General features: G+C 43.3%; 22 protein-coding genes. 18 read left to right on the top strand and 4 right to left on the bottom strand.

Features of this window, described 5'->3' with window-relative positions; genetic code table 11:
- Position 1: 1 nt before the first annotated feature.
- Genes ACF8OV_RS00610 through ACF8OV_RS00675 form a run of 14 tightly spaced genes read left to right on the top strand, consistent with a single transcriptional unit; the run spans position 2 to position 13,434 of the window.
- Positions 2-259: an acyl carrier protein gene (locus ACF8OV_RS00610; protein ID WP_005460583.1), complete on the top strand. Its 258-nt coding sequence runs from the start codon at positions 2-4 to the stop codon at positions 257-259.
- Positions 259-819, top strand: a complete 561-nt coding sequence (locus tag ACF8OV_RS00615) for a hypothetical protein (protein ID WP_203503970.1) — start codon at positions 259-261, stop codon at positions 817-819. Before ACF8OV_RS00610 ends, ACF8OV_RS00615 begins: the two co-directional genes overlap by 1 nt.
- Positions 820-823: 4 nt before the next feature.
- Positions 824-2,224 carry an AMP-binding protein gene (locus ACF8OV_RS00620; protein ID WP_392404315.1) on the top strand — a complete coding sequence of 467 codons (1,401 nt, stop codon included), beginning with the start codon at positions 824-826 and terminating at the stop codon, positions 2,222-2,224.
- Positions 2,225-2,234: 10 nt separating this feature from the next.
- Entirely contained in the window at positions 2,235-2,603 is a 369-nt protein-coding gene (locus ACF8OV_RS00625; RefSeq protein WP_021449611.1) for a hypothetical protein, read from the top strand.
- Positions 2,596-4,302, top strand: coding sequence for a glycosyltransferase (locus ACF8OV_RS00630; protein WP_021453402.1), 1,707 nt, complete (start codon positions 2,596-2,598; stop codon positions 4,300-4,302). The genes ACF8OV_RS00625 and ACF8OV_RS00630 overlap by 8 nt, the downstream gene beginning before the upstream one ends.
- Positions 4,286-5,839 (top strand): histidine ammonia-lyase, encoded by a 1,554-nt coding sequence (gene hutH / locus ACF8OV_RS00635; protein ID WP_021449613.1) that lies wholly within the window; start codon positions 4,286-4,288, stop codon positions 5,837-5,839. Before ACF8OV_RS00630 ends, hutH begins: the two co-directional genes overlap by 17 nt.
- Positions 5,839-6,285 carry a thioesterase family protein gene (locus ACF8OV_RS00640; RefSeq protein ID WP_005388315.1) on the top strand — a complete coding sequence of 149 codons (447 nt, stop codon included), beginning with the start codon at positions 5,839-5,841 and terminating at the stop codon, positions 6,283-6,285. Before hutH ends, ACF8OV_RS00640 begins: the two co-directional genes overlap by 1 nt.
- Complete coding sequence (locus tag ACF8OV_RS00645) at positions 6,285-6,905, top strand: outer membrane lipoprotein carrier protein LolA (protein ID WP_025534207.1); 621 nt, start codon at positions 6,285-6,287, stop codon at positions 6,903-6,905. The genes ACF8OV_RS00640 and ACF8OV_RS00645 overlap by 1 nt, the downstream gene beginning before the upstream one ends.
- Positions 6,877-9,219, top strand: a complete 2,343-nt coding sequence (locus ACF8OV_RS00650) for an MMPL family transporter (protein WP_140118349.1) — start codon at positions 6,877-6,879, stop codon at positions 9,217-9,219. The genes ACF8OV_RS00645 and ACF8OV_RS00650 overlap by 29 nt, the downstream gene beginning before the upstream one ends.
- Positions 9,216-9,827: a DUF3261 domain-containing protein gene (locus tag ACF8OV_RS00655; RefSeq protein WP_020904071.1), complete on the top strand. Its 612-nt coding sequence runs from the start codon at positions 9,216-9,218 to the stop codon at positions 9,825-9,827. Before ACF8OV_RS00650 ends, ACF8OV_RS00655 begins: the two co-directional genes overlap by 4 nt.
- A 20-nt stretch (positions 9,828-9,847) precedes the next feature.
- On the top strand, positions 9,848-11,035 hold the full coding sequence (locus ACF8OV_RS00660) for a beta-ketoacyl-[acyl-carrier-protein] synthase family protein (RefSeq protein WP_392404316.1): 1,188 nt from the start codon (positions 9,848-9,850) through the stop codon (positions 11,033-11,035).
- Positions 11,028-11,492 carry a hotdog family protein gene (locus ACF8OV_RS00665; RefSeq protein ID WP_025507259.1) on the top strand — a complete coding sequence of 155 codons (465 nt, stop codon included), beginning with the start codon at positions 11,028-11,030 and terminating at the stop codon, positions 11,490-11,492. Before ACF8OV_RS00660 ends, ACF8OV_RS00665 begins: the two co-directional genes overlap by 8 nt.
- Positions 11,489-12,214 carry a 3-oxoacyl-ACP reductase FabG gene (fabG, locus tag ACF8OV_RS00670; protein WP_017448727.1) on the top strand — a complete coding sequence of 242 codons (726 nt, stop codon included), beginning with the start codon at positions 11,489-11,491 and terminating at the stop codon, positions 12,212-12,214. Before ACF8OV_RS00665 ends, fabG begins: the two co-directional genes overlap by 4 nt.
- Entirely contained in the window at positions 12,211-13,434 is a 1,224-nt protein-coding gene (locus tag ACF8OV_RS00675) for a beta-ketoacyl-ACP synthase (protein ID WP_017448728.1), read from the top strand. The genes fabG and ACF8OV_RS00675 overlap by 4 nt, the downstream gene beginning before the upstream one ends.
- 96 nt (positions 13,435-13,530) lie before the next feature.
- Here ACF8OV_RS00675 and ACF8OV_RS00680 read toward each other — a convergent pair whose 3' ends face one another.
- Positions 13,531-15,222 carry a class I SAM-dependent methyltransferase gene (locus ACF8OV_RS00680; protein WP_203503959.1) on the bottom strand — a complete coding sequence of 564 codons (1,692 nt, stop codon included), beginning with the start codon at positions 15,220-15,222 and terminating at the stop codon, positions 13,531-13,533.
- A gap of 400 nt (positions 15,223-15,622) precedes the next feature.
- Between ACF8OV_RS00680 and ACF8OV_RS00685 the strand changes: the two genes are divergently transcribed.
- A complete protein-coding gene (locus ACF8OV_RS00685; protein WP_140087470.1) occupies positions 15,623-16,945 on the top strand; it encodes a site-specific integrase in 1,323 nt (440 codons plus the stop codon).
- 190 nt (positions 16,946-17,135) lie between these two features.
- Here ACF8OV_RS00685 and ACF8OV_RS00690 read toward each other — a convergent pair whose 3' ends face one another.
- Positions 17,136-18,464, bottom strand: coding sequence for a type II toxin-antitoxin system HipA family toxin (locus ACF8OV_RS00690; protein ID WP_114322575.1), 1,329 nt, complete (start codon positions 18,462-18,464; stop codon positions 17,136-17,138).
- A complete protein-coding gene (locus ACF8OV_RS00695; RefSeq protein WP_025787161.1) occupies positions 18,458-18,697 on the bottom strand; it encodes a helix-turn-helix domain-containing protein in 240 nt (79 codons plus the stop codon). The genes ACF8OV_RS00690 and ACF8OV_RS00695 overlap by 7 nt, the downstream gene beginning before the upstream one ends.
- A 506-nt stretch (positions 18,698-19,203) precedes the next feature.
- Between ACF8OV_RS00695 and ACF8OV_RS00700 the strand changes: the two genes are divergently transcribed.
- Complete coding sequence (locus ACF8OV_RS00700) at positions 19,204-22,857, top strand: ATP-dependent RecD-like DNA helicase (RefSeq protein ID WP_153645952.1); 3,654 nt, start codon at positions 19,204-19,206, stop codon at positions 22,855-22,857.
- A gap of 235 nt (positions 22,858-23,092) precedes the next feature.
- Positions 23,093-24,013, top strand: a complete 921-nt coding sequence (locus tag ACF8OV_RS00705; protein ID WP_317676135.1) for an IS5 family transposase — start codon at positions 23,093-23,095, stop codon at positions 24,011-24,013.
- A 1,050-nt stretch (positions 24,014-25,063) separates the two neighbouring features.
- Here the strand turns inward: ACF8OV_RS00705 and ACF8OV_RS00710 are convergent.
- The gene (locus ACF8OV_RS00710; protein ID WP_153645953.1) at positions 25,064-26,248 is read right to left on the bottom strand and encodes a hypothetical protein; all 1,185 of its coding nucleotides are present in this window, start codon (positions 26,246-26,248) and stop codon (positions 25,064-25,066) included.
- A 105-nt stretch (positions 26,249-26,353) separates the two neighbouring features.
- Here ACF8OV_RS00710 and ACF8OV_RS00715 point away from each other — a divergent pair, with 105 nt between their 5' ends.
- Positions 26,354-26,545, top strand: a complete 192-nt coding sequence (locus ACF8OV_RS00715; RefSeq protein ID WP_072612274.1) for an AlpA family transcriptional regulator — start codon at positions 26,354-26,356, stop codon at positions 26,543-26,545.
- The last annotated feature ends 12 nt before the right edge of the window (positions 26,546-26,557 follow it).

The following is a 26,557-nucleotide window of genomic DNA, read 5'->3' on the forward strand; positions in this document are numbered from 1 at the left end:
CATGACTGATGTAAATAAAGATCAAGTATTTGAACAAGTTAAAGATGCGCTTGTTGAGCTGTTCGAAATCGACGCAGACGACATCCAACCTGACGCGCACTTATATCAAGATCTCGATCTAGATAGCATTGACGCGGTTGATTTGGTCGTGCACCTACAGAATGTCACTGGTAAAAAAATCAAACCTGCTGAATTTAGTACAGTAAGAACCGTTGACGATGTCGTTAACGCAGTCACTGAGCTATTGAAGGAAAGTTAATGCGCCAATTGCTGACTGGTCTGTCTGCAATTGTACTGTTTGCCTACCCCTTCGCCGTTTACTTCGGTATAGATAAATTTGGCTTGAACTTAGTTGGGGGCTTGTTAATTGCTGCGTTGCTTTTGCGTTTATTCGTCGCAAATAAGACCCCACTTAAAGAGTTTAAATTCCTAGCGCTCACCACGGGCGCTGTCGGTATTCTTCTTGTTGCGCTTGGCATGGTGTTTAAACAACACGGGTGGCTTAAGTTTTACCCTGTGGTTGTGAACATATGCATGTTGTGCGTGTTCGCATTTAGTCTCAAACAGCCTCAATCGATCATTGAAAGGCTCGCGCGTTTACAAGAACCAGAACTACCGCCAAGCGGCGTTGCTTACACTCGCAAAGTGACGATGGTTTGGTGCGTTTTTTTTGTACTGAATGCCGCTTTTGCCCTCTATACCTGTTTCCTGCCAGTAAAAATATGGACGCTGTATAACGGTCTGATTAGCTACTTACTTACTGGTAGCTTGTTCGCCGGAGAGTGGATCGTGCGTCAATTTGTTCGAAAGGAACACTAATCGTATGAATACAACGTATTCGAGCTTTACCTCACTGGCGACATTGCTTAGCACAAAGAGGTATGAGCAATCCCCTGTCTCTTACGATCGCGACACAGTTATCACTTGGGGTGATTTCCAGAAGCACGTCGCAACGCTTGCTCAGCAGTTAGAAAGCCAGCCAACGCAAAACATTGCGTTGTGTTTTGGCAACAGCTACCTATTTGCCGTTGGCTTTTTTGCTTGTTGTCACGCAGGAAAATCCATTGTATTGCCTGGTAACTATCAACCAGAAGCACTCAAAGAACTCAGCGAGCACTACGATTTATTGTTGCATGATGCCGATGTCTCTGTTCCAGAACAGGTGAGTTCACTCCTAGTAAAAGCTCAATCATTGGTAGACATCACCTTGATTCACGAGCAACAGGTAGACCAACCTTTTGTTTGGCGCGAATTGAATCTGGCGGAAATACCGGTAACGCTATTCACTTCGGGTTCAAGCGGCACACCAAAAGCCATTGCAAAAACGCTGAAACAGCTCGATATCGAAGTTGCTATTCTAGATAACCTGTGGGGCGACACGGTTGCCAACACGCGTGTTGAAAGCACCGTCTCTCATCAACACATTTACGGCTTGCTGTTTCGCGTATTGTGGCCTTTGTGTTCTGCACGTCCATTTTCAGCGCACAACCTCGAATTCCCTGAGCAAATTGTCCATCACGCCGATGCTGACACCACGCTAGTAAGCAGCCCTGCGTTACTAAAACGACTCAGTGAAGAGCATAATCCGGTTGCGATTCGGTGCATATTTTCTTCTGGTGGCCCCCTGCCAAACCAAGCCGCGCAACACAGCCAGCTGTTGTTTGGGTCACTTCCTATTGAAGTTTTTGGCAGCACAGAAACCGGCGGCATCGCCTACCGTCAGCAACACGTAGCCAGCACTCCTTGGACGTTATTCCCTGGTGTTGAAGCCGAGCTTAACCATGAGAATTGTTTAAAGCTCCGCTCGCCACACATTGATGAAAACACTTGGTACCAAACTGCGGATGAATGCTATTTCCATGATAGTATTTCTTTTGAATTGCGTGGACGCACTGACCGAATCGTCAAAGTCGAAGAAAAGCGTATTTCTCTTGTCGAAGTGGAAAAACGTTTAGAGCAACTGCCGTGGGTTCAAGAAAGCGTGGTGATCCCAATGGAAGAATCTGGTCGCCTCACGTTAGTCTCGATCATCGTACTTAGCGATAAAGGCAGCGATGTGCTTGATGAACTTGGTAAAGGCAAATTTTGGCTTGAGCTTCGCAAGGCACTGCGCAATTGGCTAGAACCGATCGCTATCCCGAGAAAATTCCGAGTGGTCGACGAAATTCCATTGAACAGCCAAGGCAAACGCCAAGTTGCTGAAATTGAAAAACTATTCCAATAAAGCTAGTAACATGGATAAAAGAAAACCAACCATTCAGAATATTGAAGTGAGTGACCACACTGCGGAGCTGTCGCTGCGTGTGGATGCTGACATCTTAGATTTCCAAGGTCATTTCAGTCACTTTCCTCTTTTACCCGGCGTCACTCAAATTGACTGGGCGTTGTTCTACGCCGTTCAATATTTGAACACCCCCAAGGTATTTAAAGGAATGGAAGTCATCAAATTTCAAGAGCCGATTCTGCCAAACGCCGACGTTTGTCTCTCACTCTCTTGGGACAATGAGCGCGAGAAATTGACCTTTAAGTACACATCGAAAAACGGTGAAACCTTGGTGACTCACTCTTCAGGCAAAATGAAACTGGGTGAGTCACGTGAGTGATTACCGTCCCTGCTTTTTAATTCCTTGCTACAACCACGGCAGCACAATTGCAGACGTGGTTGCGTCGTTATCCTCTTTCGATTTGCCAGTGCTTGTCGTGGACGACGGCAGCAATGAAGACACCAAACAAGCACTTTCAGCGTTGAGTGAGCAAGGGCTGATAAAACTGATTAGTTTGAGTGAAAACCAAGGCAAAGGTGGCGCGGTGATGGCTGGCCTACATCAAGCTCACCAGCTTGGTTTTACGCACACCATTCAAATCGACGCAGACGGTCAACACGACCTAGAAGCACTACCAAAATTGCTCAGCGCCAGCGAAACAAAACCAGATAACCTGATTTCTGGCCAACCGATATACGACGAGAGCGTACCTAAAGCCCGTCTGTATGGTCGCTACGCTACGCACATTTGGGTGTGGATAGAAACCTTGTCACTGTCTATCAAAGACAGCATGTGCGGTTTCCGCGCCTACCCAGTGGCGAAAACGGTCGCCGTGTTGAACAAGTACAACATCGGCAAACGCATGGATTTTGATATCGAGATTCTGGTGCGAATGTACTGGGAAGGCGTCGATATTGATTTTGTTCCAACGCGCGTGATCTACCCTGAAGGTGGTATTTCCCACTTCGACGCATTGTGGGATAACGTCAAGATAAGCTGGATGCACACTCGCCTATTTTTTGGCATGTTGCCGCGTATACCCTCGCTACTCGCCAGAAAGCGCCGTCACACAGACGACAGCAATGCCCACTGGTCGAAACGAAAAGAACAAGGCACGATTTTAGGCATCAAAACCTTGCTCGCGGTTTACCGCTTGTTCGGCAGAAAAGCGTTCGACCTGATTTTAAAGCTAGTCATGCGCTACTACCACTTCACGGGTAAATCTGCCCGCGAAGCGTCTGAGATTTACCTGAACAACTTACAGCACTACGCAGCGCAGCAGAACATCGCACTGCCAAAACAGTTGGACAGCTATCATCATCTGCTTTCTTTTGGGCGAACCATGCTCGACAAACTGGCAGCATGGCAAGGTGACTTTAACGTCGACAACCTAACCATTCACGGCCAGCATCATTTCGAAGAGATGGCGCAGAAAAAACAAGGCGTGCTCATTTTAGGCTCGCACCTTGGCAATATCGAACTCTGCCGAGCGCTTGGTCGTCGACACTCTCATGTCAAAATCAATGCCTTGGTATTTACCCAACACGCTGAACAATTTAATGCGGTAATGAAGGCGGTAAACCCAAATTCGGAACTGAATCTGATTCAAGTCAGCTCAATGGGACCAGACACCGCGATTCTCCTTCAACAAAAAATCGAGCAAGGCGAATGGGTGGTGATCGTTGGCGATCGCACTTCTACCAGCAAAGAAAATCGTGTCGTTTGGGCAGATTTTCTTGGTAAACCCGCGCCATTCCCGCAAGGCCCATTCATGCTGGCCTCGGTATTAAAAGCGCCGGTTTATCTACTCTTCGGCCTACGCGACGATGAAGCAAACACTCCGCATTTTAATGTGTACTTTGAACACTTTAGTGACCAAATCACGCTACCGCGCAAGGAGCGTCAGCAGGCACTAGAACACGTTGTTCAACAGTACGCACACAGATTAGAACACCACACACTGCAAGCGCCGTTACAGTGGTACAACTTTTTTAACTTCTGGACTTTAAGTAATCAGCCACATGACAAACAACAATAATCACAACATCACTTTTGGTGCCCAATCTTTAACCATCGAAGATGTCGTTGCCATTGCTCAAGGTGCAAAGGCAAACATGAACACCTCGCCAGAATTTACCGCGAAAATTGATCGTGGCGTGGCGTTTCTGGAACGATTACTGAAAGAAGAAGGCGTTATTTACGGCGTGACTACGGGTTACGGAGATTCATGTACTGTGGCGATTCCACCCGCGCTTGTAGATGAACTTCCGTTGCACCTTACGCGCTTCCATGGCTGTGGCTTAGGTCAAATCCTTTCTCATGAGCAAGCTCGCGCGGTGTTGGCAACCCGTTTATGTTCATTGTCGCAAGGCGTATCTGGCGTGTCTCACGATCTGTTGAACCAAATCGTTACGCTTATCAACCACGACATTGCGCCGCGTATTCCACAAGAAGGCTCGGTGGGCGCAAGTGGCGATTTAACGCCTCTGTCTTACCTAGCGGCGACCTTAATTGGCGAGCGTGAAGTGCTTTACAAAGGCGATGTGCGACCAACACAAGAAGTGTTTGCAGAGCTGGACATTGAGCCAATTCGCCTAAAACCAAAAGAAGGTTTGGCGTTAATGAACGGTACATCCGTGATGACTGCCCTCGCCTGTCTTGCCTACAAACGCGCAGAATACCTAGCGCAGCTTTGCACCAAGATTACCGCGATGGTCTCTGTGGGTATGCAAGGTAATGACTTCCACTTTGATGAAGCGTTGTTTGCGGTAAAACCTCACCCTGGTCAACAGCAAGTTGCGGCTTGGCTGCGTGATGATCTCAATGCTGAACGTCCGCCCCGCAATAGCGACCGACTGCAAGATCGTTACTCACTGCGTTGTGCGCCACACGTGATTGGCATGGTGCAAGACTCCCTGCCTTGGCTACGTCAATTGATTGAGAATGAACTAAATAGTGCCAACGACAATCCAATTATCGATGGCGACAACGAGCGCGTTCTGCACGGCGGTCACTTCTACGGTGGTCATATCGCAATGGCGATGGATACGTTGAAAGTGAACATTGCCAACTTAGCTGATTTGCTGGACCGTCAGATGGCGCAACTGATGGATTACAAGTTCAATAACGGCCTGCCGTTTAACTTAACCGGTGCAGAAGGCGAGCGTAAACCGATCAACCACGGCTTTAAAGCGGTTCAGATTGGTATCTCAGCTTGGACGGCAGAAGCGTTGAAAAACACCATGCCAGCGAGCGTTTTTTCTCGCTCAACCGAATGTCACAACCAAGACAAAGTGAGCATGGGCACCATTGCGGCTCGTGATTGCCTACGCGTACTTGAGTTAACAGAGCAAGTTGCTGCGGCTTCTCTCCTAGCAAGCGTTCAAGCGGTTGAGATTCGTCGTCGTCATAACGAATTGGACGAACACCACATGAGTCAGAGTTTGCGAGTAATTCGTGACGCCGTACTGAGCGAGTTTAAGTTTGTGATTGAAGATCGCCCGTTAGAACAAGATTTGCGTCATTTCATTGAACGCATTCAGCAACGTCATTGGCCACTCTACGCGGAGGTATAATGCAAGAGCAGGTTCTCTACCCATTAGAAGCGGAGGTGACTATGGTCACCTCATTCCAAGATGCTGACCCGATGGGCGTGATTTATCACGGCAACTTCTTTCGATATTTTGAAGAAGCGCGTCGTGTGCTGATGGAGAAGATCCAATACAGCTATCGCGATATGCAAGACTCTGGGTACATGTGGCCGATCATCGACACGCGCGTTAAATACGTGAAGGCGATTCCGTTTAATCACACCATTCGTATTACCGCGCAACTCACGGAGTGGGAAAACCGCTTACGTGTGGATTACGTGATTTACGACGCCGAAACGAATCAACGTATGTGCAAAGCGCATACAACGCAAGTCGCCGTATCCATTGAAAAGCAAGAGATGTGCTTTGTTTCTCCAGCAGTCTTTTTAGATAAAGTAGAGCAATGGCACAACCATGGGAGCCTGAACTAATGCAAAAGTGGTTACTCTCTTTTTTGCTGATATTTTCTGTTCCAGCACTGGCCACACCGACAGCAAATGTAACGGATTTGGCATCGCTTCAACAGCAGTTGTCTCAGCATGAAATCGTACGCGGAGATTTTACGCAGCAGCGTCATCTGGAAATGTTTAGTCAACCTTTAACCTCTAAAGGTCAGTTCACACTGAGCAAAACACATGGCTTGTTGTGGCAACAAACTGAACCTTTCGCAGTCAATTTGGTATTGACGGAAAACAAACTTCGTCAGACTTTTGCCGACCAAGCTCCGAAAACGATCTCTGCAGAAGAAAACCCAATGGCGTTCTACTTTAGCCATGTGTTTTTATCCGTGTTCCACGGGGATACTTCTGCACTGCAAGAACAATTCACACTCGATTTTTCAGTTGAGAACAATCAATGGCAGCTCGTTTTAGTGCCCAAACAATCGCCATTAAATGCGGTGTTTAAAGCCATCACCCTTTCCGGTAAAACGCACATTGATCGCCTAACCCTACAAGAGCTGCGTGGCGATAAGACCGAAATCACGTTTACGAACCAGACCTCTCTACCTCAGGAACTCACGGATGCCGAAGACGCTCAATTCCGTTTCTAAACTCAGTCTCAGCACTCACACCTTTGCTCTGGTTTGGCTCAATCTCGTTGTTTTAGCGGGCGCGTTGCTACTCAAACAATGGGTTTGGAGTGCAGAATCTCCGATTGAGACCAACATTTTAAAACTGCTGCCGAAGAACCAACAAAACCCGGTGGCTGAGCAAGCCTTTGAGTCGGTCTCGGCAAGTATGAGCGACAAAGTCATTTTCGTGATCACAGCGCCGGACAATAATGCCCTTTTTGCAGCGGCCGCTGAATTTGATAAGGGGTTACGCCAAAGTAATCATTTTCGCGATGTGGTGGGAAAAATCTCACCTCAAGAGCAGCAAGCTTGGGCAAGTTACTACTTTAAGCACCGCTTCCAATTGCTGACACCTGAACAACGAGAGCGTTTAAGCCAAAATCCAGAACAGCAAGTGCAGCATGTGATTCAGTCTCTGTATAACCCGTTTTCTGGAGTGACCGGGCAAGAGTTACAAAATGACCCGTTCTTGCTATTTCGTGATTATTTAAGCCAAGTTACCCAGCAATCGTCCTCTTTCCGATTGGATAACGGCTATCTGTCCGTCGAAAAAGACGGTGCTCAATACTTGCTTATTACTGCCGAACTAAAAGACTCGCCTTATAGCCTAACTGGGCAGCTTGCCGTCCCTGATATTCAAGCGCTAGAACAAAGCGTCGCGCAGAAATATGGCACTGAAGTCTCACATACAGGCGTTCTATTTTACGCCGACTTTGGTACGCAAAGTGCCAAATCGGAGATCAGTACCATCGGTGTGTTCTCTCTGCTCGGTATCATTGCATTGTTCGTGTTGGTCTTTCGTAGTGTGATGCCACTGTCTCTGGCACTGCTTTCCATCACCATTGGTTTGCTCGTTGCGTTGTCCGTTACGACGTGGATTTTTGGAAAAGTCCATCTGTTCAGCTTAGTGTTTGGCGCAAGTTTAATCGGCGTGTCTATCGACTACGCATTCCACTACCTAACCGAACGCCTTGCGGCGGGAAATGAATGGGATAGCGAGCAAGGGTTAAAGCATATTTTCATAGCGATCACACTTGGCTTAATCACCAGTTTGATCGGCTATTTGGGCATGTTAGTGGCGCCGTTTCCTGGTTTGCAGCAGCTTGCGCTGTTTTCATCCATTGGTCTGATTGCCGCTTACATCACCGTGGTGGCTTGGTATCCGATACTGGCTCGTAACCCATCGCGCACCATTTCGACTTTACCGGGACAATCATTGTTGGCGAAATGGTTAACGCTTTGGAATCAACCTCGAATTAAAGTCGGATTACCGATGTTATGTGTGGTTGCGAGTGGCATTTTCTTGCTGCAATTGAACTACGATGACGACATTCGTCTGCTGCAAACGATGCCGAAAGATCTCAAGCAGCAAGAAACCTTGATTACGACGCTCAGTGGCATGCAATCTTCGCAGCAAATGTTGGTCGTTACCGCCGACGATGACGAAAACCTAATGAAAAAGCTGGAGTCTTTGACGCCAGCTTTAGAAGCGTGGAAAGCAGACAGCACCATCGAAAGCTACCAGAGTCTGAGCCGCTACTTGAGCTCAGTTGAACGTCAGCAACAAGACTATCAATTGATTCGCGATCTTTACGCGACACAATCCAGCCCACTTGCATCCGGACTGGGCTTAAATAAAAAGCCGAAAATGGACGCCGATTTTATCCCTGTCACGGTTGATCAGTACTTGCAAAACCCAGTATCAGCGCCTGTGCGTTTTCTCCATTTGGGTAAAATTAAAGGAAAATCGGCAACGGTAGTGGTGTTAAACCAATTGCAAGACTCCGCCGTTGTTAAGTCTTTTGCCAAATCGCAGCCTGACGTTGTCTACCTAAACAAAGCAGAAGAAATCTCCGCCCTATTTGGTGAATACCGAATCAAAATCATGGAGCTATTGGTAGCCGCCAGTGCTGTGATCTTTCTGGTGTTAATCAAGCGGTACGGTCTGCAACACAGTTGGCGAGTTTTACTGCCATCATTGATTGCTTGTGCGTGCGGTCTGGCAACTGCTGTCGCGATGGGAACAACATTAAACCTGTTCAACTTGCTTGGCTTGGTGCTCATTCTTGGTATCGGAATCGATTACACTCTGTTCTTTGCCGAGAAAGCCCGCAGCGTGAGCACACTATTGGCGATCACCCTTTCGGCAATCACCACTGTGCTGTCATTTGGGTTGCTGTCACTAAGCCAAACTCACGCGATTCACAGTTTCGGCATTACGGTGTTAAGTGGTATTTTTGTCGCTTGGCTGCTCTCTCCGATTGCGATTAAAACAGAGGAAACGACGTCATGATTTTTAACCATGCTTTTCGCTGCGCGACGTTAATCGCACTGAGTCTGTTTTTAAGTGCATGTAGCTTGGTACCTCACCAATCGACGCCTCAAGTCGATATTGCTGAGAACACCCAAGTTAACTTACCGACTCCAGCCAGCTTAGGTTACCAGCTGGCTGCCAGCCAATTGATTACGGCCTCTTGGGTAATTGATGGCAAACCCACATCTGAGCAACTTCCGGTGCAACTGCAAGTGACTAGCAACGAAGTGGTACTGGCAGGCTTCTCATCTTGGGGGACGCGAGTGCTCTCGTTGTCTTACGATGGAGAACAAATCCAAACCGAAGTACTCAACGGTTTGCAAGGTACGCTACCGCAGCCAGAACAGGTATTATTTAACCTGATGATCACGCTCTGGCCGAGTTCCGCTTGGGAAGGATCGTTAAATGAGGTAAGGTGGCAAATGATTGATAAAAATAATTCTCGCGCCATCTTTGATAGCGACGGTGAAAAGATCATTGAGATTCAATACAGTTCTTCTAACAAATTAGAGGGTAAGATTGATTTTCACCACCTCAAGCATCAGTTTTCAATTTCTATTCAGACACTGCAACATCAGATTAATTAAGAACAATTTAGAACAACAATATGCCTAATCGCTCTCCTCAACCTTTGTATATTCAGGCCTGTGGTTTCCACTCCGCAATGGGACAAGATGACGCCATCATCCACCAGTGTTTATCGGGAGCGAAACCATCCAACATGGTGGTTGACCAAGACATTTTGAATTCAGGCCGACAAACAGTAATCGGTCGAATTGCACAGCCGTTACCGCAATTACCACCAGCTTTCAGCCGGTTTGATACAAGAAACAACCGCCTCGCACTTTCGGCTTTGCAGCAAATCGAAAGCGACGTGCATAACGCCATTGCTGAATATGGTCGTGACCGTATCGCAGTCGTGATCGGCACCAGCACATCTGGCATTTCAGATGGCGAAATCGCGTTTGGAGAGAAGCTGGCAAACGGCGAGTTTCCTGCCGACTACCATTACACCAAACAAGAGCTTGGCAACTGCAGCGATTTTATTGCCGCCTACTTTGATTTGAGCGGCCCACATTACTCAGTTTCAACCGCCTGTTCTTCTAGTGGTCGTGTCTTTTTAACCGCGCAACGCCTGATTCGCTCGGGCATTGTTGATGCCGTCATTGTGGGTGGCGTGGATACCATTTGTCGCCTAACGCTAAACGGTTTTAACGGTTTAGAAGCCCTATCCGATACTCTTTGCAAACCATTTGACCAACATCGCAACGGCATCAATATCGGCGAAGCCGCAGCATTAATGTTGCTAAGCAAAACACCCGCGCCTGTTGCCCTTCTCGGAGTTGGCGATAGCTCAGACGCACACCACATTTCCGCACCACACCCAGAAGGGTTAGGCGCAGAGGAAGCGATGAAAAAAGCATTGACCAATGCAGGACTAACAGCACAAGACATTGGTTACATCAACGCGCATGGCACAGCAACGCCGTTAAACGATGCGATGGAAAGCAAAGCCGTTCACCGCTGCTTTGGTGACTCCGTTCCCGTAAGCTCTACAAAGCCACTTACCGGACACACATTAGGTGCAGCAAGTGCAACGGAAGCCGCTATCGCTTGGCATATTCTCAAGTACAACCTTGACTTGCCAATGCAACACTGCGAAACCAAGGCAGACGATATCCATATATCGTTAGTTGAGACGCCAACCAAACTTGGCAACAAAGCGATTCTCAGTAACTCTTTTGCTTTTGGTGGCAACAATATTAGTCTTATTTTTGGTTACGCTCATGACTAAACTTCCCCCCATCGAACAACTTTTGCCACACGACAAACCAATGATCTTGGTTGATCGTGCTTTGGATGTTCAACAAGATACGATTCACTGTCAGGTTGATATCGCAGAACACAATCCGTTCTTCGACTCGGCCTCTCAAACTGTGCCAGCTTACGTTGGCATTGAGTTTATGGCGCAATCTGTCGCGGCGTGGTCTGGTTACCACGCATTAATGAAAGAACAAGCGCCACCAATTGGCTTTTTGCTTGGTAGCCGTCGATACACGTCTGAATGCGATGCGTTTTCTCGCGGACAAGTGCTCGATGTGTATGCCGAAAAAGTCATGGAAGATAACGGTATGGCGGTATTTTCTGCCCGTATTGAGCTACAAGGAACTGTTGTAGCGACTTGCCAATTGAACGTTTACGTTCCATCAGAAGAAAAATTACAAGAAATGAAAATCAGGAGTCAACAATGACCCGACAAGTCCTCGTTACAGGTGCCAGCAAAGGCATCGGTAAAGCCATTGCCGTTCAATTAGCCAAAGATGGTTTCCAAATCATCGTCCATTACATGGGCGATCAACAAGGCGCACAAAATACCCTAGACACCATCGAACAACATGGTGGTAGCGGTCGTCTTATCCAATTCGACATCAGTGACCGTGCAGATTGTCGTGAGAAGCTAGAAGCCGATATCGCCGAACACGGCGCTTACTATGGCGTCGTGAACAACGCTGGCATCACAAAAGATACCGCTTTCCCTGCGATGACCGAAGAAGAATGGGATGGCGTGATTCATACCAACCTAGATAGCTTCTACAACGTTCTTCACCCTTGTGTTATGCCAATGGTGCAAAAGCGCAAAGGCGGCCGAATTGTTACCCTTGCATCAGTCTCTGGCCTGATGGGTAACCGTGGTCAAACCAACTACAGCGCAGCAAAAGCGGGCGTAATTGGTGCTACAAAATCACTCGCACTTGAACTGGCAAAACGCAAAATCACCGTTAACTGCGTTGCACCGGGACTTATCGACACAGGCATGGTAGACGAACACGTAAAAGAACACGCGATGCCGCAAATTCCTTTACGCCGCATGGGAGAACCAGAAGAAGTCGCTGGTTTAGTCAGTTACCTTATGTCCGACATCGCAGGCTATGTAACTCGCCAAGTCATTTCGGTAAACGGAGGCCTAGTATGAACCGTCGAGTCGTTGTAACCGGAATGTCGGGCGTGACTGCGTTTGGTAACGATTGGCAATCTGTCGAGCCAAAACTGCGTGACTGCCAGAACGCGACGCAATACATGCCTTCTTACGAACAGTATGATGGTTTGAACACCAAGCTCGCGGCACCAATTTTAGATTTTGAACTGCCAAAGCACTACAAGCGCAAGCAAGTACGCGGCATGGGGCGTGTTTCTAAATTGGCGACCGTCGCAACAGAAAACGCACTGAGCCAAGCAGGTTTGATTGGTAACGACGTACTCACCAACGGTCAAACGGGTATCGCATACGGCTCATCAACAGGCAGTACTGACGCAATCGGCGCATTTGGTGTCATGCTGAATGAGAAAACCACGAAAGCGATCACCGCAACGACTTACGTGCAGATGATGCCGCATACCACAGCAGTGAACGTTGGTCTATTTTTCGGTTTGAAAGGCCGAGTGATCCCAACCAGCAGTGCATGTACCTCGGGCAGTCAAGCAATCGGCTACGCCTACGAAGCAATCAAACATGGCTACCAAACGGTCATGGTTGCTGGTGGCGCTGAAGAACTGTGCCCAACGGAATCCGCTGTCTTCGATACCCTTTTTGCCACCAGTCTGAAGAATGAAGACCCGAAAAGCACACCAAGACCTTATGACTCCGATCGCGATGGTTTGGTGATTGGTGAAGGTGCGGGAACGCTGGTTCTGGAAGAGTACGAACACGCCGTCGCTCGTGGCGCGAAAATCTATGCAGAAATCATCGGTTTTGCCAGCAACTGTGATGCCGCACACGTCACTCAACCACAGATGGAAACCATGCAGATCTGTATGGAAATGGCTTTGCAAAACGCGGGGATTACTGCTGAGAAGATCGATTATGTATCTGCTCACGGCACTGCCACCGACCGCGGTGATATTGCAGAAAGCAACGCAACAGCGAATGCTCTAGGCAAAGTGCCAATCAGTTCACTCAAGAGCTACTTTGGCCACACACTAGGCGCCTGTGGCGCAATTGAAGCGTGGCTAGGTTTAGAAATGATGCACACGGGTTGGTTCAACCCAACGCTCAACCTAGAAAACCTCGATGAGCAATGTGGCGATTTAGACTACATCGCTGGACAAGGCCGAGAGCTGGACGTGAAATATTTGATGAGTAACAACTTCGCCTTTGGCGGCATCAACACCTCCATCATCTTTAAAAAGATGTAATGCCCTTAGTAAATGCAAAAGCGCTGGTTAACCAGCGCCTTTTTTGTTAGTTACCAATCAAACTTCATTTATCACGAGGTAATAGCAAACGAGATATTACCATTCCGCGATACACAGGCGACTTTTAACACCACGAATTTGTAATCCCATCGCTTCAAAGACATGCTCAAAATTTTGGCAAGATGCTGGCACATTAGGTAGCGACAATGAAGCCTCGGTAAAAAATGTCCGACTCAAACTATCCGTCTCTCCCCAAGCTAGCTGCCACCAATCCAAAATTCGCGGCTTAGATGCGTTTAATCGATAGCTAGCAGGAATACGATCACGTTTGTTCAGGTTTTCAGCCTTAGAAGTTGGTAGCAAGTTCCACTTATCATTGTTAGGCCAATAAGCAAAAGGCAAACAGTGATCAACGTGATACTCATTTCGTAATTTGCTTCCACTCCATACACTGACAATGTCGTAATGGCTGAGCTTCAACTGTTCAATTCTCTTTCGCACCACTCGCGTATCATGGTCTTTATCAATCCAGACCAAACAATCGTGATACGTTTGCAGTGGAATACCCCGCTCTTGATTAGACCGAAATCGTTGCATTTCCATAATCCACTGGTTGACCACCAGCGGCTCAATCCAAGAGTTATACAATCGAAAACAATCCCAAAGGCTTTCATCCAACACAAACAGCCCATAACTTTTGAGGAACTCGCTATCCACAACAATTGAACTTTTTGGCTTCTTAGCTGAACGAATCATTTCAAAGTAAGGGTTTGATTTATCACCTTGATAGGTAAAGGTGACGGGGCCATCTTTTATGGTTTTTAAGCTGTCTTTTATTGCTTTATCCAGCGCCACTGCATCTTCACCAAAAAATGTCGCGCCTATAGCAAGATCATCAGGACTTAAATGGGAAAGTCTGCCCCAACCATCGGGCTTTATAAAACCTAGTCCTTTAGACGAGTTCGAGTTCTGCTGGATGTTCTCTTTATCGAGTAAACGCTTAAATTGACGAATCCAATATAAGCCGACTAATCCTAATGGGATGGCAACTTTACCGTCACTACGATCAACCACTGCACCAGAATGAGCATCTGCAATTCGTAGTAAAGTACGCAGTAGTGCGAGCTTATAGGTAGCCGATTTGAAATCATTCACGATAATGTGACGAACCTTATTCAGATCACCAGAACCATCATCAGGCAAAGACATAACTACAGTTTGCCAAGATACACCTGTTCGCTGTAACTGGTCATCATCGAGAGATACGTTTCTCACCATTAACGCGCTATTCTTTGCAAACTTTTCAAGCTCTTCAACCGATACCGGATAAGCTTTACGGCCGTCAGAAAAGTCACCGTGACGAAGGCTAATCACCAATCGACCATTGGGCGCTAGCAAATTCGCAAGTTTGCGAAATGCGCGTTCACGGTGCGTAGGTGCAAGATGCATCCATACCGCACTGACAAGAATTAAATCGAAGCGAAAGCCAAGATTAATGACTTTTTCAAGCTTAGGTAACCCATCTTCAAGCCAAGTAACTGAATCACCACAGTAAGACTTACCAAATCTCAGAAGCGCTTGAGCAGGCTCAATCGCAATAACTTCACATCCATGTTCAGCCATCCATTTAGCGTCTCGACCAGAGCCAGCCCCAACATCTAAGACGCGATCTCTGGCTTGAGGCCAGAAAGCTCTCCAGCTCGCGTGGACATCCTCAAACTTGAGCGAAGTGTATTGCTCCGCTAAACAATCTGCGTGTTGTTCATAAAATCTAGACGTGGAAGGCATAAAGATAAACAGGAAAGCAACTAATATGAGCTCATGTTAATTGCTAGAGATTGAATTAGCTATAATCTCAGTCAAAAGGTGTAGGTGACGTAGCGATTAATATCGAATGTTCTAAAACGCAAAAGCCCCGACAACTCAAAGAGTTATCGGGGCTTTTTAGAATAAATGGCACGCCCTATTGGATTCGAACCAATGACCACATCCTTAGAAGTGATGTAGTCACTGGATTACACACAATTACCTAAAGTTACATTGCCATTTAAAATCAACGATTTAATGACAATCAATAAGATAACAGTATCACTTATAGTTACATTTGGCTACACTAGACTAAACAGTAACCCGACTACATAGCCGACTACGAAGTTTAGCTAATAGCAGTTCATTCAAGGTAACTAATATGTTAACTGTAAAAGAGATAGAAGCATTTCCTGCAAAAAAAACTGCTTACTATAAACCAGATAGTACAGGCGAAAGAGGAACTGGGCGCTTAACTGTTCAAGTAACTCCCGCAGGTTCTAAGATCTTCAAGTTCAAATACCATAAAGAGAAGAAAGAAGTTTTCATCGCTTTGGGTAAGTTCCCTGCTCTAACTTTATCTAAAGCACGTGATCTAGCTAACGAGTACAGTGAAATGCTCTCTAAAGGATTAGATCCAAAAAATGAGCTAGAAAGGCAGTCTGAAGAGAAGAAAACAGCAGAACGTGAAAAAGATCAATTAGGCACCTTTGAGCAACTTATTGAGTTCCATAAGCAGAACAAACAAGATAATGGAAATCGTAGTCACGAAGACGAATATCAGCTCATAGTGAAAAATGTGTTCCCTCATCTCGACATACATCGAAAAGCGAAAGATTTTGAAACTGAAGATTTTTTGGACATATTAGCAATCCCAATTGAAGAAGGATTTGTGGACAAGAGTAATAAAATTCGCTCCATTCTGCATGCGGCATTCAACTTCGCTTTAGGGTACGAAAATAACCCTAAATTCAGAAAAAGAGAAACCAAATTCGCTCTTGACCACAATCCGATATCGAAAATACCAAAACAACCTGAAAAAATTGGTTCACACTTCCTATCTTGGAATGAAGTAACCCAATTACTTTATGACATGGAACATAGATTTGATGATTTAAACCTTGCATACCAAACCAGACAAGTGCTAAGGCTTTGTTTTTACTTGGGAGGGCAACGACCTCACGAAGTGGTAACGATCAAATGGTCGCACATAAATTTTGATCAAAAAACTGTTCTTGTCAGCGAAGCTTTCCAAAAAACAAAGAAAAATCACATGCTTCCTCTGACTAACTCTGCAATCCAAATACTAGAAGAAATCAGAGAACAAACGGCTACTATTGGTAGCCCATTTGTTTTCTTTAAGAAAACAAATTCAAATGAACATATGCCTACCAACACTATTGCTCAAGCACTGCTAACTTACAAAAAAGTTACAAAAATTAGGCCTTTTGTCGCTAGGGACTTTCGGAGAACAGTAAAAACATTGGGAGGGGAAATCAAGATTCCCAAAGAGTACCGTGATCGTATACAGGGGCATGCTATCAATGATGTATCTGGTAGGCACTATGATATGTATGAGTACATTGATGAAAAACGATTGGGACTTGAACTATGGGAAAAGGCGCTCAATTCACGCCTTGAAGATTATAAGCTAGTATTTTTTGAGAGAGAGCTTCCTTGGAAGAAAAAGAGCCTTACCTCCTAATACAACTAATTTTATCTACGATAAGTGCCAAGAAAGACTCGATAGCTCAATCACAACCAAGCCATTGCCCTTTCGAGTTACAGGCGTGGCTGACAACTAACAAAGCGAGCGGTAGCTGACCATCCCCAAAAATATCAAAACAGTCGTGCAATAACTTGCACGACTGTGAGGCTTTTCTTTAAATACTGATTTATTTTTTTGTCAATTGAATCTTCTTAACTGTCTTTAAGACACCGTTAAATATCTTATCTCTTACGCTTTCATTGATATCAGGTGGTAGCGAGTTTCCGACAGAATCAATCACCGCCCTTGCCGTCGATTCAAACTCATCAAGCAATAAGCGAACCTTTTCTCGCCTTATGTTCGGGACGTTCATAGTGTGAAAGGTATCTTCGAAATGGCGCGGTTGAAGTTGGTGCCACTTCCATTTTCGCCCACTAGTGCCACGTAAGCTCATTGCCATCTTGATCTTACGCTCACTCAAACCACGCCCACCTGTCAGTGGATGTGCCGAGATAATGTCATACAGTGGTGCAAGCTGATATCGACCAGATGCGGCTATACTTACAGAGAAATTCTTTCCATGCCCGTCAATGGCAGCTAGTAGCCAAAACAATATCTGAGAACGTGCAAAAGTAACGGTATCGTTGATTTCGTATGAGTATCGCAAAATATCAATAGATTCTTCTATGCCGATACCACCGTCAATTTCATATTTTCTAGCTGAGGGAATCCCTTTTGCCTGGCAAAAATCCTCATGGGGCAAGCGCAAGTAATAGCTGTTATCAGAAGATAATTTTCGGTCAAATCGCTCAACAGACAAGGCACGAACATCACCAGCACGAATAATGTCACAGTTTGCCGTTTGAATGCCGAACGCCTTTGCTAGCCTCATACAAATCAACTCATTATCTACACTAGCAGACAAATCAATAACATTGTTCTGAGAAACAATTTCACCTATTGGCAGCTTGATAATATGCGTAGTTGGAGTCATTCCCTGTGGTAGCATCCATCTTCCATCGTGAAACAGTAAGGCTGTCTTTTCCTGCGCTCCCGCTATCGAGATCCTAAAATCATCTTCCTCTTTCAGCATCCCCAAAGGAGCGCCCTCCATATATCCCTTTAGGATTCTAACCAATTCCTTTTCGGATAACGCCTTTGCGGTTATGGTTCGATGATCATCTACATCAAAGCCCTCTGGAACTAGCGTGATAGCACCTACAGCATCTCGACCAACCTTAGCTAATAGGTCGAATGGCTGTTTAGTATCTGCTTTATAGCGAGCAGCTATTCTATCTCGTATCTGTTGATTATCTGGCAGTAAGTTATCAAAGAAGTTAATAACCTCACTGCCAGTATACGCATCCTTCCTGAGAGGCATAGAAAGCGAGATAGGACGACCATTTGGTGCTAAAACCCAACCCGAATCGTAAGTGAAAACATGTGCGCCGTTTGTGCGCTTTTCAAGTACCCCAACCTTTACACCATTCATGTAAGCATGAAGTCGATTCACCATTCGTCAACAGCCCCTTTAGTTTCAATAATGTGCTTGCCTTTCGGCACAATATGCATTTCTAGTCCATTGATAGACAGGAGCTTGAACAATGTTTCTATCGTGGATTTTTCAGGGTTGCTTTCAAAATTAGATACTGTTGCTTGTCGCAGACCAAGATCTGTTTGCTTTAGGCCGCTTTCCTTTCGGGCTTCGCGTAACGCATTGCCGAGAGCTGTCGGTGTGTTGACTAGCATTATGATACCCTTAGTTAGATATGAAGATAGTATGCATCATATACCCCATAAAGTATATGGCGCAAATATACTTTATGGGGTATATTAAAACAATATACTTCACAGAGTATATTTGATTTTTATACTCCAAACAGTATATGAGCAGAAGTTAGTCAGAAATCTTTCCAAAGCACATATCCTCCAAGAGTTTCAAGTAAAATGACTTAGTGAAATAGACCTGTCGTAAAAAGGTCAACTAAATTGTTTGCGATATCTGGTGTAATGCTAAAGCTCAAGAGCGCACTATGGTTCGCAACTCGGAAGAAATCCTTCTCGGTTGCCTAAATCACCTTTGCCCCAAAGCTTCTTAGCCTAAGACTCTAGGCACTGTTTTCCTGCTTCGCATTGACCTACATTTGCTAATGTTAGATTATGCACTTAGATCGATATACTTTATTATCAAAACGTTGATAGAAATTGAATAATTAAAATATGATGAGAAATGGATTTTTTGAAGGGGACTATTAATGGTTGAAACAAATAAATTAAAAATAAGCCATGTGCAACACTTTTCAACAAGAATCCCATGGAAAGACAATGATTATACTGGTCGGATAGATGATAACCCTCGGTATAATGTTGCTGCTCAAGTAATTCCAAATATTGCAACATCACGTGACTTGGATTTTGAGCAAAAAAATAATGGAGAACGTTACGAGCAAGTAGGGTCAGTAAAAATGCAAAGCTGGATCACCGAAAATGCAGCATTTATGAGTGATACCAAACTTTATCTTAAAATGAATCATCCATATAAAAGTGGAAATGATAAGTTCAAGCACTTTGAAGAAACAACTTTTGAGGTCGAGCCTTATTCATTCTTATTACGTCCTTTTTCATGGACTTTAAAAGACAATGCAAATCAAAAACAAAAGTATCACAACTTTTATTTTGACTTAGAAAAAACAGAAAGAATGTTAAACTGGTCAAGTTCATGGGTATCACATGGCAAATCACAAAAAGGTATTTTCGAATATTTTTTCTCAGGAGTTAGCCCTAATAATTCATTGATTTTTCCATATTACAAACAAGTTCCATTTATCGATGATAATAGACGTGTAATAGCTGGAATAGGAAATATAATAGCGAATGTTGAAATTCATGAGTATGCGTCTGATGAGAGTAGTAGTGAAAAAAATTATATTTGGGAAAATAATACTCCTCATTCAATAAGAGTTAATGGCAAAGATGGTTTTTTAATGCCATATCATGAAATTTCTGATTATGTTAAAGAACACCCTGACTTTGATGTGTCAACAGTCACACTGTTTGAAGCGGCGGGTTTTAGATCTGAATTTTCTTATGCAGCTGAATGGGTTAGTTACGATGCAGCTATTGATGTGCTAAATCAAGCGAAAACTGCATTAAATAATATAGCTAAAATCAAGCTAAAAAAAGCCAATCATGAATGGGCTAATGTTCAACTTGAATATATTGACAATCAATTACAAAGTGTTTGGAATCAACGTGGTATATTCCCAGGGTTAGGTTCCATTTTATCAGCTTTCGGTGTTAGATATGGTTTTGATGTTGCTAAATTTATTGACACTTCTGAAAATGATTTGATTTCTGAATTGAATTTATACTTTTCAGGTGAGAAAGAAACTGGAAACGAACAATTGGATAACAGCTTGGCTGATAAAGAGGATGAGTTCCATGGTTTACTAATGGATGAAAACAAAACTCAATTCTTTGAGCTTTTATCCCGATTGAACCTTTCTATTGAACAAGCGATTTTTGTTTGGACTAATCTGAAGAGCTGTGCGGAAGAAATTGTTGGAAACCCATATCTTTTATTCGAACTTACGCGAAAAGAGAAAGACATTCATCAAATTACAATTTCTCAAATCGACAATGCAATGTTTGTTAATTCTTTGGTGAATAATAAGTATCCACTCAATAAACCAACAAAAATGAGAACTAATAGTGATAAACGCCGATTTAGAGCTATGGTGATATTTGTTTTAGTCCAAGCTGCAAATCAAGGGCATACTTTACTTAGTTATGATCAACTTGTCGAAAAAATAAATAATTTGCCATTAGATAATAAAACAGATTTTCAAACAGAAAAGATTGAAGGTGTTCTAAGGTTCTTGCAGGAAGGTGAGTTGTACATTGATGTAGAAAACGAATACATAAAACTAAAAGAATATCAAGATTATAAACAAGTGGTAGTCGATATAGTGAGTAGCCGTTTAGGTACTAGCTTACCAACTAATCAAAACTGGAAAGAAGTCATTGATGGATTATTTGGACAACTCGAAGAAAATAATAAAGAAAAAGATGAACAGGCTCGTAATGAAAAGGCGACAGCGTTAAGGACTCTCGAATCATCTAAGGTATCTGTCTTATTGGGAAGAGCAGGAACGGGTAAAACGTCAGCATTGGGAATTTTTGCTTCCTCTAAAGAAGTTAATGCAGGTGGAGTATTAGCATTGACTCCTACTGGGAAAGCAAGAGTTCAACTCGAGAATTCGTTTAAGAAGAATAATGTTATAGCTGAGTTTATGACAGTGGCACAGTTTTTAATTCGTTCAAATGGTTTCAGCTGGAACACAATGGCTTATGAAATGCCGAGCCGACCTAGTTCGAGTGTTGCCAAAACAGTAATTATCGATGAAAGTTCAATGCTTACTGAAGATATGTTTGCTGGCATATTAAAGCTTGTTGATCCTCATGCTCAAAGAATTATTTTTATAGGAGATCCAAGTCAATTACCTCCAATAGGAGCAGGACGTCCATTTGTTGATTTTATTAATTATTTAGATACTTCATATCCCGAAAATGTTGCAACATTGAAAACAGAGATGAGGCAAGGCTCAGGTGGCGATGATTTATCATTTGCTCAAATATTCTCTAGTTCGGACTCAGTGGATAAAGATGTAATTTACCGTATTCAAAACAAAGAAACAGATAGTCGCCTTAAATATATTCAATATTACAATTTAGATGAGTTGGATAAATTGTTATTAAAAGAGTTAGTTGAAATTGCAGACATGACAGATGAATGTGATATTGATGGATTTAACAAAAGCTTGGGAGCTACTGTAGATAAGTATACAAATTATCCAACCAGTAAATGTATAGAAAACTGGCAAATTTTATCTCCAACAAAATTCATTGGTACGGGAAGCTATTATTTAAACAATCAAATTCATCAGAAATATCGTCAAGATATTGTTGATAAATGGAATTCATACGCTTGGTCAAAAAACAACCCTCAATCCGTTCAAAATATCGTTTATGGAGATAAAGTTATATCTAATGTAAATGGTGAGGTAGATTTTTGGGATGGATCATCGGGAAAAGAATATATTGCAAATGGTGAAATTGGTATTATGGCAAGTTACCCAAGTCACTATGGCAAAACAGATAGAAATACTAAATGGTATAAGTTCCGTTTTGGTTCATTTGAGGGGAAATTGTTTTCTTATACAAAAAGTGATTTTGGTGGTGATAATAACGACTCTAAGTTAGAACTTGCTTATGCTCTTACTGTTCACAAATCTCAAGGTTCTAGTTTTGGCAAAACTATGGTAGTCGTTAATGGTAAAAGTTCATTTGTTACAAAGGAACTTTTGTATACTGCGTTGTCTCGGCAAAGAGAAAAATTGACTGTATTAAGTGATTTGTCAATCCAGGAATTAGTCCAGTATACAAATGATTGGTATTCGGATACCAAACAACGATATACAGACTTATTTGAAACTCCAAATATTATTGAGATAGAGTTTAATAAGCAAAAACGATACTTTGAAGAAAAATTGATCCATAAGACGATTCGTGGTGAGATGGTTAGATCAAAGTCTGAAGTAATCGTGGCTAATATTCTTGCTATGATGAATATAGAGTATTTTTATGAAAAGCCATTAAATGTTCGTGGAAAAACCTATATTCCTGACTTTACTCTTCGACACCAAGGAAGAATCGCTTATTTAGAGCACCTTGGAATGCTAAACGATAAAGCATATGAATATAATTGGAGTAAGAAAAAAGAGAATTATGAAAGTGCAGGAATATCAGAGGTTCTTGGGAATCTTATAATTACTGAGGATGGACTAAATGGAAGTTTGGATGCAAAGTCAATAGAGAGTAAAATCCATGCATGGATGAATAATGGCTAATATATAGTTATTCCACTTACGGAGATGTTTTATTTTGGTATAGAAATATTGCTCATGGAGTAAGGGTTTTTCCATATCTACTGTATTTTGCTACATTAATTAAAAATTCTAAGATGGCTCTGCCCAAAAGCTTCCATCTCAGGTACTGCGAACAGCGGCTTTGTTGCGTAATTCGATGGAACTAAATCAAGAAACTACGATCTGAGCGGCTACGCCCATCAATCGTCGTAGCCTCATGCCTAAACCTCGTTACAAAACAACTAACTGGAAGCAGTACAATAAATCCTTAATCAACCGTGGTTCTCTGACCTTTTGGATTGATGAGGAAGCGATAGCTGAGTGGAAGCAAAACAAACAAGGCAAGCGTGGTAGACCTCGCCGATTCAGCGACTTAGCCATTACTACCGCACTGATGGTGAAACGCGTTTTCTCTATGCCCTTGAGAGCGCTGCAAGGTTTTCTAGACTCCGTATTTAAGCTGGCTAACATCCCGCTTGTTTGCCCGCACTACACCTGTATAAGCCGCCGAGCTAAGGAAGTTGAAGTTTCATTTAAAACCAAAACCAGAGGAGCAATACAACATCTGGCCATTGATGCCACTGGCCTCAAGGTTTATGGCGAAGGTGAATGGAAGGTCAAGAAGCATGGAACTGATGGGAAGCGAAGAGTCTGGCGTAAGCTGCATATCGCGGTAGATACAAGCACCCACGAAATAGTCGCAGCAGAGCTGAGCTTATCTAACGTAACTGATGCCGAAGTGCTCCCCAACTTACTCAAGCAAACACGTCGTAAAATCATTGAGATATCAGGCGATGGCGCTTATGACACAAGGAATTGCCATGATGCCATACGGATCAAGCGAGCTGTTCCGCTCATCCCGCCAAGAGAAGGAGCAGCCTTCTGGGAACAAGGGCATCCTCGTAACTTAGCGGTAGATTGCCAGAAGCTCTACGGCTCCAACAAGAAGTGGAAAAAGCGGTATGGCTATCATAAGCGCTCTCTGTCAGAGACCGCAATGTACCGAGTAAAACAGTTGCTAGGTGGGAAATTAAGTCTAAGAAATTACAACGCTCAGGTTGGCGAGACTTACGCCATGATCAAAGCACTGAACAAACTTACAGGGCTTGGTATGCCTGAAACTCAGTATATTGTATAAAAGTCGCTCAACTTTAGGAGGTTTGGTTTCTCGTCTGAATTACGCAACAAAGCCGCGAACAGCGGTGCCTGATTGCGTTTTGGGATACGAAAAGTTATTCATGGGTAGCTAAATTAGAAGAATCACTGACACATTTCTGTCCAAAAAAGAGTTTGAATCTAGGCTAGGATTAACTGACTAACGAAGTAGAGCAATGTTCACTCTTAATAGAAAAGCTACAGAGCTAAGCTCTGTAGCCTAGCTAACTCTGCGCCAATAGATAGGTAACTCTGAACAGGTGGGGAAATAGGCACTACAGTGCTTCTAGTGAGATCAATACAAAATTAAATCGTTATCGGTATTATCAAGAACACTGTTCTCGTAAATTTATAACTACATTAACTTTTTTGTTTTTTGTTTTTTGTTTTTTAATATGAAAAAACAAGTTATGTTTGAACACTGTTCTGAACATTTTCAGTCCTGAACTTACCTATTTACATCCCTAAAGTAATACTAGTCACCCTTATGGATAAAGGCTTTCTGGAAAAAATAAACTACTTTAGTTATCCCTAAAAATCCGATGAAGAGCAAAGCGGATTTTTTCGATGCACGAAAATTACATTGCAGACGAAGCAGACAAACGTCTCTGCACGAAAGCTTGCGCTACGTGCGAACAAATAAAAAAGTGTCACACGAAGCACTAAAACTGTCTTTTGCGACACAGCAATTGCGCTCTGCGACAACAAAAAAAAATCAACAAGAGTAAACTTTGCTCATTTATTTTTAATTTTTCGGTCTTGCTCCTTATATTAAAGCTATAACCGTTATAATAGTTATAACAGTCATAATAGTTATAACATATTTTTTGAGGGAATGTAGCCTTATTTAGGTCCAAGGATTAATAACCAATGAATAAAAGCGACAATATAAAAACAATTATTATTCAAACAAGAAAACTCAAGGCATTTAATAGAGACACTATTCCACGAAAAATCATGCTGCTCGCCAGCATGAATACATTTAGTTATTTACCTATTTGACAATCAAATTATTATAGTTGACCTTCTAGTGCTAAATAATTTTATTCTTCAATTTGTATACAGCAGTTCGTGACACACCTAATATTCTCGCAATCTCATTCATCGTAAGAGATGGGTCATCATCTCTTTCTTTTAATAGCTGTTTCAACTGTTCACGCTTCGCTATGTTAGGATTGGTGCCTTGTTTCGCTCCGCTTAAAACGGGGAAATTATTAACTATCATAAACGCTTCATATCTGCGTATACAGTTTAGGAGTGTCAACGATTTTTGAATGTTATTCGCACTCTTTAACCAGATCAGAGCATCCTTAATTTTCCACAAGTTTGCCTCAACGTCCCCTCCTAGCACCCTTGCAACGTTTACAATCCAATCGTCGTAGCAAGAAGTAATGTTGTCGATATCATTAATTTTCTCGTAAGCATGTGGGTAATGCTCCCGTGCAAATGCCAGTATAGCTTTCGCATAGCTTTGCCAGCCTGCGTTGTCTCGATCCAGTTTGAGTAGCTCAGACATCACCAATCGCGGCTCTACTGAGAATAAGTTAAGCCAAGAATAAAGAGTTCTTGCATCCAAGCGTTCTTTACCTTGTTTATAGTCTTCTAGCTTACTTTGCGCATCTTCATCATCACTATGGCGATAGACGGCAGAAATCAATCTTCTTGTGGCTTTCTTATATGCTAAAGCACTCCTAGAAGAGTGATGATCTCGACAATAGTATGGAGACTGATTCACTCGTTTGTAGCAAAGCGCACAGAAAGGTAAAGCCAAAGTAGTGTGTTTTGTTTGAGTATTGTCAGATGATGGCCTTTGAGGTGTCAATCCCTTCGCTTTAACGAGCATTTGCTCAATCACATCAATGTATTCGATAACTTCATCGTTTTGATCTTGAAGTAATCCTTTTGGTGAGAGATTCGATGTTGGGGTTCTGAAGCTAATAAGCTTATCAATTGATGCAGACAACCCTCCTGCAAAACGAACGAACTCCTTAATGGTATTCGGCTTTCGATCCGCAAAAGTCTTAAGAAAACGAAGATTTAACATTAACACTTCAGACACTTCTAACTCTAAATCAACATCAAATGCTTCAATAACAGATATACCATTTGGACTCTTCTTTTGAGTTAGCTTTTTGTTTTCACTTCTAGATCGTGCTTCAAGTTTCTTAAGGTTGTCCTCCAGTTTCTTTTCAAGTACTACCGCAGCTACCTTATCCATCAGTGTAAACCCCATTATGTCTTTTCTTTAATCTACAACACTTGCGTTTGTTTTCATACGATTACATCAAACAGAAACATAAAAACAAAAATGAGAAGAATAAAAATGATAGATAGTAATTTTATAAGAGTTAGTGAGTTGGCTACGTACTTGAGCATAAGCAAAGTAACAGTCTGGCGTTGGAGAAAAGAAGGTCGTCTCCCTGCGGCTTGTGCAATCAGTCCAAGAGTTGTCGGATGGAAGCGTGAAACTATTGAGTCATGGCTCGATGAACAAGCAAATAACCAATCGTACTAGGGGTATGTAAGT

It is taken from the genome of Vibrio sp. GLN_1 (assembly GCF_043106015.1).
Lineage (GTDB): Bacteria > Pseudomonadota > Gammaproteobacteria > Enterobacterales > Vibrionaceae > Vibrio > Vibrio parahaemolyticus.